Genomic DNA, 12,318 nt, shown 5'->3' with positions numbered 1-12,318 from the left:
GACGCCTCCCCCGATCACGTTTCCTCGCCCCAGTCTTCCGGAGGTTTCAGGATGAGTTCCCCCACCGCCGCGCAGGGCGCCGAGGCGCTGCGGGCGACGCCGGACGAACTGCGCGAGGCGATGTCGCGGTTCGCGACCGGTGTCGTCGTACTCAGCGTGGGCGGCGACAACATCCACGCGATGACCGCCAACGCCTTCAGCTCCGTCTCCCTCGCCCCGCCCAGCGTGCTGTGCTGTGTGTCCCACAGCGCGGTGATGCACAAGGCGATCACGGCCGAGCGGCGCTTCGGCGTGTCGGTCCTGAGCTCGGAACACGAAGGGCTGGCACGTCACTTCGCCGACAAGAACCGGCCCCTGGGCGCCGAGCAGTTCGACGGGGTGGACTGGGAGCCGGGCCCGCTGACCCGGGCGCCACTGCTGCGGGGCGCGCTGGCCTGGCTGGAATGTGAGCTGTCCGAGTCCCATGACTCGGGCGACCACTCGATATTCATCGGGGACGTGGTCGGCGCCCGCAGCGGCTCCGCCGACGCCGGTCTGCTCTTCTTCGGCGGCCGGTTCCAGCACACCGCGCCCCGTCACTGAGATCCACTGACCTTCCGCCCGGGGGGCTGAGCAGCCATGCACACCGACATCGAAGCAGAGGACAGCCTCGGCGTGGTGGACGCGGCCGCCGCGGGCCGCTGGTTCACCGAGGCGCTCAACGAGGGCCTGGCACGGGCGACGGCACAGCGCGGCCGTACCGCGGCCGGCCGGCCGCCCACGGGCCGTCCCTCCGCGGGACACGTTTCCGCAGCCGGCCGCGGCCCGAGTCCGGAGCCGGCCGCCCCCTTCCCCACCGCCGTGCTGACCGCGTTCGAGGCGTCTCTCGCCCGCGTCCTCACCACGGCGGAACAACGTGACAGCACCCTGCGGGCCGCTCTCTCCCGAGAGGCCCGCAGGGTGCTGTTCGCCGTCGGCGGCGGCCCGGCGGAGCTGTCGGCCGGTCACCGGGCCCTGGTCTCGGCGCTCGTCCTGGAGTGCCTGGTCCTCGTCCTCGCCGAGAACCCCGCCGCCGTGGACGCCTCCGTGCGCCTTCACTCACTGGCACGTGAACTGGGCAGGTCGACGCGTGCCGCGTTGCCGCGCATCAGTTCCCCGTGAGCCACCACCTCGTCTCCAACCCAGTTGAAAGGGTCTTCCATGACGACATCAGCGCCGCCCAGCGAACTCTTCGGGTTCGACTACTACCAGAACCCGTATCCGACGCTGGAATGGCTGCGCGAGAACTCCCCGATGCACCAGTTCCACTTTCCCGTCGGCGACATACCCCTGTGGATAGCCACCCGCTTCGACGATGTGCAGAAACTCCTCGGCGATCCTCGTTTCAGCACCAACCCGTCCTGGGCGAGCAAGGAGTTCGTCGACGGCGGGATGGCGGTGGGCAGGGGCACGGCGATCGAACGGATCATCACGATGCTCGATCCGCCGGACCACACGCGGGTGCGCCGACTGGCGATGAGCACCTTCACGCCGCGGCGCGTCGCGGAATGGGAGGAGCCGACCCACGCGGTCGTCGAGGCGGAGCTCGATCGGCTGGAGAAGCAGGACCGGCCCGATGTCATGGACTACGCGGGTGCGATCCCGGCGGCGCTCATGGGCAACGTCCTCGGCTTCCCGCTCGATCGCTTCAACGAGATGATCCACGCCATCGAGCGCGCCTTCCACACCGATCCGGAGGACGAGGGCGCCAACCAGCGGGCGTTCGAGGAGATCGCGGAGTACGGTCGCGGACTTATCGCCCACAAGCGTCGCAACCCCGCGGACGATCTGGCGTCCGCACTGATCGAGGCCCGGGACGGCGAGGACCGGCTCGACGAGACCGAGCTCGTGGCCATGATCGCCGTATTGATCATGGCCGGCCTCGACACCACCCGGAACCTGATCGGGACGTCCATCCTGTCCCTGCTGGAGCGGCCCGACCAGCGCAGACTGCTCCTGGAGCGGCCCGAGCTCAAGGACACGGCCGTTGAGGAGTTCCTGCGCTTCAACGGCGGTGTGGCGGTCGGCTTCTTCCGGTTCGCCAAGGAGGACCTGGAGTTCGCGGGGGCCACACTGCCCGCGGGTGCGCCGGTGATACCCGCGGTCGGATCGGCCAACCGGGATCCGCGCCGCTGGCCGGACGCCGACAAGCTCGACATCACCCGTACCGGCCCGCGCCATGTGGGGCTGGGGCACGGCCTGCACAACTGCATGGGGGCGGCGCTCGCCCGGCTGGAGGCGGGGATCGCCATTCCCGCGATCATGCGGCGTTTTCCCGACATGAGCCTCGCGGTGCCCGCCGAGGAGCTGCGCTACGACGAGATGTGGCTGGTGCGCAGCATCAAGTCGTTCCCGGTCCATCTGCACGGCGAAGGAAAGCGGTGAACGCCCACCGCCGGGAGGGCGACCTCATGGCGAGGCTTCGGGTCGACCAGGAAGCGTGTGTGGCCTCCGGGCTGTGCGCCGCCATGCATCCGGCTCTCTTCCGGCTCACGGAGGAGGGCCGGGGCGAGCCGGTGCGGGGCGATCTCACCGATGCCGACGACATCGAGTCCGCCGAGGACGTGGCCGCCTGCTGCCCGGGCGCGGCGGTCACCGTGTCGGACTCGGACTGACCGACGACCTACGAAGAGGGAGCCGGCCTTCACGGGCCGGCTCCCTCTTCGCGTGCCAGGGATTTCAGGACGGTGCGTCAGCCCTGCTCACGAGCGGGAAGATAGCCGTTCTCCGCGAAGAACCCGATGTACCTGTCGAGGAGTTCGTCCGAGACCGGCGGGCAGCTGATGCCGGTGCCTTCGAGGGCTGCGGCTGTCTGGGTGGTGGAGATCGCCGGGTAGAAGGACTCACTGTCCTCGATGAGCAGTTCGACAGCGTCCAGCAGGGGCGCGACGGCGTTGTCCGGGTCGGCCCTGACCAGGTCGAACCAGTCGCCCTGGGCGATCTCGGCAACGTGGTGGCCGGCGGCGCGCAGCCGGGTCACGATCCGTTCCAGCGTCACATGGGTGTCGTTGTAGAGGTGGAAGGTGCCTCCGGCGGCGTCCTCGGTGCGCGACAGGGCGACCAGGGCGGCGCTGGCGTAGTCCACCGGCATCAGCCGGAACACGCCGGGCAGGTCCCGGGGTACCGAGCCCGCCTGGAGGACACCCTTGACGGTCAGCCAGACGAAGTCGCGGGTCTGGCAGGCGCCGTTGACCTGGTCTCCGGCGACCTGGTCGACGCGGTAGACGTTCACCGGAAGGCCCCGGGAGCGGGCGATGCCGATGATCTGCTCGGCCACCCACTTGCTCTGCGTGTAGCCGTTGGGCAGTGCCGCGCCGGGGCCGGTCGGGTCGGTGACCTCCAGCGGCACGCCCCGGGTCACGGGCCCGGGGAAGACGCCGGTGGTCGAGACGTGGTGCAGGGGCACGGTGCGGTGCCGGGCGGCGAGCCGCAGCAGTTCCCGGGTACCGGCGACGTTGGCCGCGCTCAGCGTGGGGTACGGCTGGATCCAGTTGACCGCCGCGCCCGCGTGGTAGACGGCGTCCACGGTCCGGGCGAGCCGGTCGAAGTGGTCCTCGTCGAGCCCGAGCCCGGGCGCGGCCAGGTCGCCCACGACGACACGGATGCGGTCCGGGTCGATCTGGTCCAGGATGCGGTACCACTCCAGGTTGGCCCTGATCCGCCGCAGCCCCTCGTGCTCGTCGGCGGCCCGGACCAGGCAGTGCACCGTGGCCTCGGTCGACGTGACGAGGTCACGCAGCAGGAAGGCACCGAGGAACCCGGTGACGCCGGTCAGCAGCACCTCGCGGGGGCTGCTGGTGACGCGCACCACCTCCTCGGCGGGCCGGATGTCCTCGTCGAGCGTGATCTCCGCGGCGAAGTCGGTCTTCGCGGCCGGGGCCGAGGTCTGGTCCCCGCCCGGCAGCACCTCGGCGCACAGGTGGGCGGCGAGCTCACCCGGGGTGGGCCGGTCGAAGACGAGGCTGGCCGGCAGTCGGCTGCCCACCGCCTCGCCCAGGCGGTTGCGCAGTTCGACGGAGGTGAGCGAGTCGAAGCCCAGCTCGGTGAAGCGGTGGTCCGACCGGATGGCGCCGGGGTCGGGGTGGCCGAGGACCGCGGCCACCTCGGCGCGGACCAGGTCGAGCACGATGTCGTACCGCTCCTCGGCCGAGCGGCCCTCCAGGAGGGCGGCCAGCGAGTCCGCGCCGAGGCCGCCGTCCTGGGCGCTGCGGCGCAGCGGTGTGCGGGCCAGGTCCGCGAACAACAGGGGTGCCCGGGTGGGCTGTTCGCGCAGGGTGGCCATGTCGACGGGCACGCCGACCAGGGTGGCGTGGCCCAGCCGCAGCGCGAGGTCGAGGGCGGCGGGTCCGCGGTCGGAGGCCACGAGCCCGAAGCCCGAGCGGACGATGCGGTCCACATCCGCCTCGTCGAGGTTCGCCGCCATGGCGCTCAGCTGCTCCCACAGGCCCCAGGCCACGGAGGTCGCGGGGAGCCCGTGGGCCTTTCGGTGCAGGGCGAGGGAGTCGAGGAAGGAGTTGGCCGCGGCGTAGTTGGACTGACCCGCGCCGCCGATCACTCCGGCGAGGGAGGAGAACAGCACGAACGCCGACAGGTCGAGGTCGCGGGTGAGGTCGTGCAGATGCCAGGCGGCGTCGACCTTGGGGCGCAGTACGGCGTCGAGGCGTTCGGGGGTCAGCGCGGTGATGAGGCCGTCGCTGAGGACACCGGCCGCGTGCACCACACCGGTCAGGGGCCGGTCGCCGGGGACGGCGGCGAGAAGTTCGGCGAGGGCGGAGCGGTCGGCGGTGTCGCAGGCGGCGACGGTGACGTGGGCGCCCAGGGCGGTGAGCGCGGCGCGCAGTTCGCCGGCGCCGGGTGCGGCGGGGCCGCTGCGGCTGGTCAGCAGCAGGTGTCGTACGCCGTGCTCGACGACCAGGTGCCGGGCGAACAGGGCGCCGAGGGTGCCCGTGCCGCCGGTGATCAGGACGGTGCCGTCCGGGTTCCAGGTGCCGCTGGGCGCGGTGCCGGCGGTCGCGGCGTCGACGCGTGCGACGCGCGGGACGAGTGCCTGGCCGGCCCGGATCGCCACCTGGGCCTGCCCGGAGCGAACGACCGCGGGCAGCGCCGCGAGGGATGCCTCGTCACCGTCGGTGTCGACGAGGACGAAGCGGCCGGGCGACTCCGCCTGCGCGGAGCGCAGCAGGCCCCATACGGCGCCGGCCGCGAGGTCGGTGACGTCCTCGTCGCCGACCGCGACGGCCCCCTGGGTGACCAGGACGAGCGGGGTGGATTCGAGCCGTTCGTCGGCGAGCCACTCCCGGACCAGGGCCAGGGCGCGGTGGGTGGCGTCGTACACGGCCCGGACCGGGTCGGCGTCCGTCGGTGCCGCATGCCGGGAGAGCACGGCGGCCGGGGGGCGCGGCCCGGCGGCGGCCGCCCCGACGGCGGCCAGGTCGGCGGTCCGTGCCGTATCGAAGTGGTCGGTGTCCAGCTGCAGCAGGGCGAGGGGTTCCGTTTCGGTGCTGAGCCGGACGGGCCGCCAGCCGACGTGCAGCAGGTCGTCCTGCACACGGGCGGCGCTGCGGCCCAGTTCGTCGGTGGTGACGGGGCGCGCGGTGAGCGACTCGATCGTGGCCAGCGGCCGTCCTTGCTGGTCGGCGACGGTCACGGACACGGTGTCGGACCCCAGGGGGCGGATGCGGACCCGCAGGCCGGCGGCTCCCGTGGCGTGCAGTCGGAAGCCCTGCCAGCGGGAGGCGAGCCACGCCCCCGGGGCACCCGGCAGGTCCACGGTGAGCGGCAGCACCTGGAGGGCGGCCTGAAGGAGTACGGGGTGGAGGCCGAAGTCCGTCGCTTGGCGCTGGAGTTCGTCGGGGAGGCGGACCTCGGCGTACAGCTCGTCGCCGCGGCTCCACACCCCGGTCAGCGGGCCGTCGTCCGTCGCGGTCGCCCCGAGGCGTTCGCCGATGTCGTGCGGTGACAGGGGCACGGCGTCGGCGGGCGGCCACTGGGTCAGGTCGGCGGCGCCGCCGGTGCCGTGCCGACCGAGCCGGCCGGAGGCGACGCGCTGCCAGGTGACGTCGCCGACGTCGGGCCTGGCGTGCACGGTGAAGGTGCGTGCCGAGGCGGAGTCGTCACCGGCCACGGCGAGCTGGATCTGGAGTCCCTGCCGGTCGGGCAGCACCAGGGGCTGGTGGACAGTGAGTTCGTCGACGGCGTTCAGGGCCAGCTCGTCGCCGGCCCGTACGGCCAGTTCCGCGAGGAGTGCGGGCGACAGGACGGCGGCGTCGTGGACGGTGTGCTCGGCCAGCCAGGGGTGGGTGCGTGCCGAGAGCCTGCCCGTGAGGAGGGTCTCCCCGGAGGAGGCCACGGTGACGGCGGCGCCGAGCAACGGGTGTTCGGCCGCGGCCACGCCCAGCCGGCCGGCGTCGGTGCCGGCTGCGGATGCCTCGTACCAGTGGCGCTCGCGCTGGAAGGCGTACGTGGGCAGGGGCACGCGACGGGCCTCGTGGCCGGCGAAGAGGGCGTGCCAGTCGACGGTGCCGCCGCCCGTGTGCAGCTTGGCCAGCGAGGTGAGGAACTGTGTCAGGCCGCCCGATTCGCGTCGCAGGGTGCCGACGACCACGGGGTTGTCGAGGCTGTCCTCCAGCACGGGGGCCAGCACGGGGTGGGGGCCGACCTCGACGAAGGTGTGGTGGCCGTGGCCGACCAGGGTGCGGGTGGTCTCCTCGAACTCCACGGGGTGGCGCAGGTTCCGGTACCAGTACTCGGCGCCGAGCTCGGTGGTGTCCAGCAGGCCCGCGGTGACCGTGGAGTAGAAGGGCACGGTGCCCGGCCGGGGCCGGATCGGCGCCAGGTCGTGCAGCAGCCGGTCGCGGATCTCCTCGACCTGGGCCGAGTGGGAGGCGTAGTCGGCGTGGAAGCGGCGGGTACGGATGCCTTCGGCCTTGCATTCCTCGACGAACTTCTCCAGTGCCTCGTGGTCGCCGGAGACGACCGTCGAGCCGGGACCGTTGACGACCGCGATCGACAGCCGGTCGCCCCATCCCTCGATACGGGCGGCGAGTTCGTCGCGGGACAGGGCCACGGAGGCGATGCCGCCGCGGCCTTCGAGCGCGCTGGTGACCTGGCTGCGGATGGCGGCCACGCGCGCGGCGTCCTCCAGGGTCAGTCCGCCGCTGACGTAGGCCGCCGCGACCTCCCCCTGGGAGGAGCCCACGACGGCCGCGGGCTCGACTCCGTGCGCCCGCCACAGCGCGGCCAGCGAGACCGCCACCGCGAAGGACGCGGGCTGGATGACGTCGACCCGGTCGAGCGAGGGGGCGCCGTCGGCCTGGCGCAGCACGTCTTCGAGGGACCAGTCGACGTACGGGGCGAGCGCCTTGGCGCAGGCGCGGATCTGCGCGGCGAACACCTCGGAGTCGTCGAGGAGTTCCACGGCCATGCCGGGCCACTGGCCGCCCTGGCCGGGGAAGACGAAGACGGTCTTGCCGGGTTCGGCGACCCGGCCGGTGACGAGGTGCGGCGAGTTCTCGCCGTCACTCAGCGCGCGCAGGCCCGCGAGTACCTCGTCGGGTCCGGTGCCGACGACGGCGGCCCGGTGGCTGAGGTGGGAGCGGCCGGTGGCCAGGGAGTAGGCCACGTCCCACGGCCGTGGGCCGGGCTCGTCCCGGAGGTGGTCCAGGAGCTTGCGGGCCTGGTCCCGTAGCGCCTGGGCGGACCTGGCGGACAGGGTCCAGGGCGGTGTGATCGGGCCGGTGGCCGACACGGGTGTGCCGGGCTCGTCGGTCCGGTCGCGTCCGTCGGTCTCGGCGGTCTCGTCGGCCGGGGGTGCCTGTTCGATGATGACGTGGGCATTGGTGCCGCTGGCGCCGAAGGCCGACACGGCGGCGCGGCGGGGGCGCCCGGTCTCGGGCCAGGGCCGGGCCTCGCTCAGCAACTCCACCGCGCCCGCGTCCCAGTCCACCACCGACGTCGGCTTCTCGGAATGCAGCGACTTCGGCAGCACGCCGTGACGTATCGCCTGCACCATCTTGATGATCCCGCCGACACCGGCCGCCGCCTGCGCATGCCCGATGTTCGACTTCAACGACCCCAGCCACAACGGACGCTCACCGTCCGGCCGCTCCTGACCATAGGTGTTCAACAACGCCTGCGCCTCGATCGGATCACCCAGCGTCGTCCCCGTCCCGTGCGCCTCCACCACATCCACATCCGCCGCACCCAACCGGGCATTCGCCAACGCCTGACGAATCACCCGCTCCTGCGACGGACCGTTCGGCGCCGTCAACCCATTGCTCGCACCGTCCTGATTCACCGCCGAACCCCGCACCACAGCAAGAACCGTGTGCCCGTTACGACGCGCATCCGACAACCGCTCCACCAACAACAGGCCGACACCCTCCGACCAGCCGATGCCGTCGGCCGAGGCGGAGAACGGCTTGCACCGGCCGTCGGCGGCGAGGCCCTGCTGCTGCGAGAAGTCGATGTGGCCGACGGGGTTCGCGGCGACGTACGACGCTCCGGCCAGGGCCAGCGTGCATTCCCCGGCGCGCAGTGACTGCACCGCGAGGTGGAGTGCGGTCAGCGACGACGAGCACGCGGTGTCGACGGACACGGCCGGGCCTTCGAGACCGAGGACATAGGCGATGCGGCCCGATGCCATGCTGCTGAGCATGCTGGTCATCAGGTAGCCGTCGAACTCCGTGGGCGTCGGCAGACCGAGGTAGCTCTGCTCGACGAGCCCGGTGAACACACCCGTGCGTGTGCCCTTGAGGCCGACCGGATCGATGCCCGCGCTCTCGAACGCCTCCCATGCCGTCTCCAGCAGCAGGCGCTGCTGCGGGTCCATGGCCAGGGCCTCGCGGGGGGATATCCCGAAGAAGGCCGCGTCGAACCGTGTGGCGTCCTTCAGGAATCCGCCGTGCCGGACATGGGTGCGGCCGGGCTTGGCGGGGTCCGGGTCGTAGAGGTTGTCCAGGTCCCAGCCGCGGTCCGTCGGGAACTCCGAGATGGCATCGGTCTCGTCCATGACCAACTGCCACAGGTCGGCCGGGGAGTCGGCACCGGGGAAGCGGCAGGCCATGCCGACGATGGCGATGGGCTCGTTGCGGCCCGACTCGAGCTCGGCGACGCGCCGGCGGGACTTCTGCAGGTCGGCGGTGACCTTCTTGAGGTACTCGAGCAGTTTGTCTTCGTTGGACATGGTGGACATGGGGAACCTCTGTTCCTCTGTGTACTCAGGGGCGGGGTCGTACCGGATCAGTCGGTGGATCCGCCCAGTTGGTCGTCGATGAGGGCGAAGATCTCCTCGGCGGAGGCCGTCTCGATACGGCCGGTCAGGTCCGCCGACTGAGGCTCGTCGTCGGCCTCGGTCAGCCGTGACAGCAGGGTCTGCAGACGTACGACGATGTCGTGCCGCTCCGTCGCGTCCTCGGGCGCCTGGAGCAACAGCGCCTCCAGGCGCCGCAGTTCACCGTCCACGGGTGAGAGGGGCGCGGCCTCGTGTTCCGAGCTGAGCTGGGCCAGTAGGTACTCGGTGAGCGCCGCCGGCGAGGGGTGGTCGAAGGCGAGTGTCGCCGACAGGGCGATACCGGTGCGGGCGGTGATGCGGTTGCGCAGCTCGACGACGGTCATGGAGTCGAAGCCGAGTTCCTGGAAGGCCCGGTCGGCGGCGACGGCGCCGACGTCCGCGTGCCCGAGCACGGCGGCCGATTCCGCCCTGACCAGGTCGAGGACGCTCTGCTGCCGCTCCTGCGCGGTCAGCCCCTCCAGACTCAGCGCCGGCGTGCCGGACCCGGCACCCGCCGCCCGAGCCCGCCCGGATGTCCCGGCGAGGGAGCTCAGCACGGCGGGGAGGCCGGCGCCGGCCCGCAGTGCGGCACCGTCCAGGCGTACCGCGACCAGCGCCGGCCGGTCCGAGCGCAGTGCGGCGTCGAAGGCGTCCGCCCCGTCCTGGGCCGTGAGTTCACGCAGCGGGAGGCGGGTGACGGGGGATCCGGTCGTCGAGGCCTGGTCGAACGGCCCGAGGGCCAGCGCCGTGGCCGGGAGGCCGAGGGCCGTGCGGTGGCGTGCGAGGCCGTCGAGGTACGCGGCCGCCGCCGAATCGCCTGCCCGGCCGGCCCCGCCGATCGCGCCCCCGGCGGAGGTGCACAGCACGAAGGCCGACAGGTCCAGCTCACGGGTGAGTTCGTGCAGCTGCCATGCCGTGTCCGCGGTGGACCGCAGCATGGACTGCAGACGCCCGGGCGTCAGCTCGGACAGCCCGATCTGGTCGGGCACCGCGGCGGTGTGCACCACCGCGGTGAGCGGACGGTGCTCGGGTATCGCGGTGAGCGCCGCCTGCAGGCTGGGGCGGTCGGCGGTGTCGCAGGCGAGGGCGGTGACGTCGGCCCCCGCCGCGCTCAGGTCCGCCAGCAGTTCGGGCCCGGGCCAAATGCCGTCGGCCCGGTCGTCCAGGAGCAGGAGGTGACGTACGCCGTGTTCGGCGACCAGGTGCCGGGCGAGGACGTCGGCCAGGGCTCCCCCGGCGCCGGTGACGAGCACGGTGCCGTGCCCCCACTCACTCGGGGTGGCGTCCTCGGCGTCCTGTTCGACGCGCTCCAGTCGGGGCACGCGCAGCGTGCCGGAGCGCACCGCGGCCTGCGGTTCGCCCGAGGCCGGCAGACCGGCCAGCACGGTGTCCGACACCGGAGCGCCGTCGGTGTCGAGCAGCACGATCCGCTCGGGAGCCTCCGTCTGCGCGGACCTCAGCAGCCCCCAGAGGGCGGCGGCCTCCGGGTCGTCGACTCCCTCGGCGTCGACGGCGACGGCGCCTCGGGTGAGGACGACCAGGCGGGTGTCGGCCAGGAGCGGCTCGGCGAGCCACTGCTGGACGAGGGTCAGTGCCTGCCCGGTGAGACGTCGTGGGGAGCCGGTCTCCGCGAACTCCACGAGCAGGTGCCGGACCGGTGCCCCGTCCCGCACCGCGGCGGCGAGCGCGGGGACGTCCGGGAACCGGGGTGCGTCGAGGCCTGCGGTGCCCGCAGCGTCCTGTCCGTCCTGCGGGCCGAGCACGGCCCAGCCCTCGGGCGAGGTCGCGGACGGGGGAGGCGTGAGGGGCTGCCAGGCCATGGCGTACAGCGGGAGGGTCCGGCCGTCCGCCGGTGCGAACCGGTCGTCGGGTAGGTCGCGGTAGGTGAGACGGCCGACCGTGAGGACCGGCTGCCCGGCGGTGTCGACCAACCGCAGCGAGAGCGAGTCCCCTTCGCCGGGTTCGGTCAGGACCCGCACCGCCGTGGCGCCCGTGGCGTGCAGGCACACGTCCTGCCATCGCTCGGCGAACCGGGTGCTGCCCGCCGGTGCCGGGCCGAGCGCGCCGCGTACAGCCTCTTCGACGAGCGCCGGGTGAAGTTGGTACCGGGCGGCGTCGGGCAACAGGTCGTCGGGCAGCCGGACTTCGCCCCGCTCGTCGCCCCGGACGACTTCGGAGGGCCGGTCGTCGGGACCGAGCTCTCCCTCGGCGTGCAGGGTCCAGGGGGACTCCGCGTCGTCGGGGCGGAGATGGACCGACAAGGGGCGCCGGCCCGAGCCGTCCTCGGCGTGGACGACGATCTGCAGTTGTGCCGCTCCGTCCCCGGGAAGGACCAGGGGCCGGTGCACGGTGAGGTGACGCAGTGTTCCGGCGTCCCCGTGGTCGGCCATCCGGGTCAGCGCCTCCACCAGGGCGGACGGGGGCAGCACCGGGGCCTCGAGGATCGCGTGGTCGGCGGTCCAGCCGTGGGTGTCGGGCAGGATGCGGGCGGTGAAGAGCAGGTCGCCGGTGTGTGCCGCGGCCGTCCGATGGCCGAGGAGGGGGTGCCCGGTGTCGTTCGGCCCTGCCGCGCCGGCGGCACCGCCGTGGTCGGCGCGCATCCAGTACCGCTCGCGCTGGAAGGCGTAGGTCGGCAGCGTGACGGGGCGGGCCCCCGTGCCGGCGAACCAGGTGGGCCAGTCGACTCGCAGGCCCCAGGTGTGCAGCGTGCCGAGGGCCTTGGCCAGGGTGTGGGCTTCCGGCTGGTCGCGGCGCAGGGTGGGCAGGACCGATACGTCGTGGTCGTCGTCGAGTGCCTGCTGCGTCAGGGCGGTGAGGGTGCCATCAGGCCCCAGCTCCACGAACCGGGTCACACCCTGCTCACGCAGATGCACCACCCCGTCGTGGAACCGCACCGCCTCCCGCACATGACGCACCCAGTACTCCGCCGAACCAAACTCCTCCACCCCCGCCACCACACCGGTCACATTCGACACGACCGGAATACGCGGAACCCCGAACTCCACCCCCTCCAACACCCGCCGGAACTC

6 protein-coding genes are annotated in these 12,318 nt (G+C 72.7%); 4 read left to right on the top strand and 2 right to left on the bottom strand.

The window, feature by feature from the left end; all coding sequences use genetic code 11:
* Nucleotides 1–51 precede the first annotated feature (51 nt).
* From ACFZBP_RS35595 to ACFZBP_RS35580, 4 genes are read left to right on the top strand one after another with little or no spacing between them, the layout of a single operon-like run.
* Entirely contained in the window at nucleotides 52–582 is a 531-nt protein-coding gene (locus tag ACFZBP_RS35595) for a flavin reductase family protein (protein WP_383450189.1), read from the top strand.
* A gap of 36 nt (nucleotides 583–618) precedes the next feature.
* Nucleotides 619–1,140, top strand: a complete 522-nt coding sequence (locus tag ACFZBP_RS35590) for a hypothetical protein (protein WP_391419517.1) — start codon at nucleotides 619–621, stop codon at nucleotides 1,138–1,140.
* A 39-nt stretch (nucleotides 1,141–1,179) separates the two neighbouring features.
* Nucleotides 1,180–2,403: a cytochrome P450 gene (locus tag ACFZBP_RS35585; protein WP_391419515.1), complete on the top strand. Its 1,224-nt coding sequence runs from the start codon at nucleotides 1,180–1,182 to the stop codon at nucleotides 2,401–2,403.
* Complete coding sequence (locus ACFZBP_RS35580) at nucleotides 2,400–2,633, top strand: 4Fe-4S domain-containing protein (RefSeq protein ID WP_391419513.1); 234 nt, start codon at nucleotides 2,400–2,402, stop codon at nucleotides 2,631–2,633. The genes ACFZBP_RS35585 and ACFZBP_RS35580 overlap by 4 nt, the downstream gene beginning before the upstream one ends.
* 77 nt (nucleotides 2,634–2,710) lie before the next feature.
* Here ACFZBP_RS35580 and ACFZBP_RS35575 read toward each other — a convergent pair whose 3' ends face one another.
* Both ACFZBP_RS35575 and ACFZBP_RS35570 read right to left on the bottom strand, forming a co-directional pair.
* On the bottom strand, nucleotides 2,711–9,202 hold the full coding sequence (locus ACFZBP_RS35575; protein ID WP_391419510.1) for a thioester reductase domain-containing protein: 6,492 nt from the start codon (nucleotides 9,200–9,202) through the stop codon (nucleotides 2,711–2,713).
* Nucleotides 9,203–9,258: 56 nt separating this feature from the next.
* Nucleotides 9,259–12,318, bottom strand: a 3,060-nt coding sequence (locus ACFZBP_RS35570; RefSeq protein ID WP_391419508.1) for a KR domain-containing protein, incomplete at its 5' end; no start/stop codon positions are given.

The sequence above is a fragment of the Streptomyces sp. NPDC008086 genome (assembly GCF_042957325.1).
Classification (GTDB): domain Bacteria; phylum Actinomycetota; class Actinomycetes; order Streptomycetales; family Streptomycetaceae; genus Streptomyces.
Note: the sequence above shows the minus strand (reverse complement) of the source record. Positions and strands in the feature narration are given on the sequence as shown.

Bases quoted from the DNA above. Each gene is read 5' to 3' on its own strand.
- ACFZBP_RS35585 (WP_391419515.1), top strand. From the start codon at position 1,180: ATGACGACATCAGCGCCGCCCAGCGAACTCTTCGGGTTCGACTACTAC.
- ACFZBP_RS35575 (WP_391419510.1), bottom strand. From the start codon at position 9,202: ATGTCCAACGAAGACAAACTGCTCGAGTACCTCAAGAAGGTCACCGCC.
- ACFZBP_RS35590 (WP_391419517.1), top strand. From the start codon at position 619: ATGCACACCGACATCGAAGCAGAGGACAGCCTCGGCGTGGTGGACGCG.
- ACFZBP_RS35595 (WP_383450189.1), top strand. From the start codon at position 52: ATGAGTTCCCCCACCGCCGCGCAGGGCGCCGAGGCGCTGCGGGCGACG.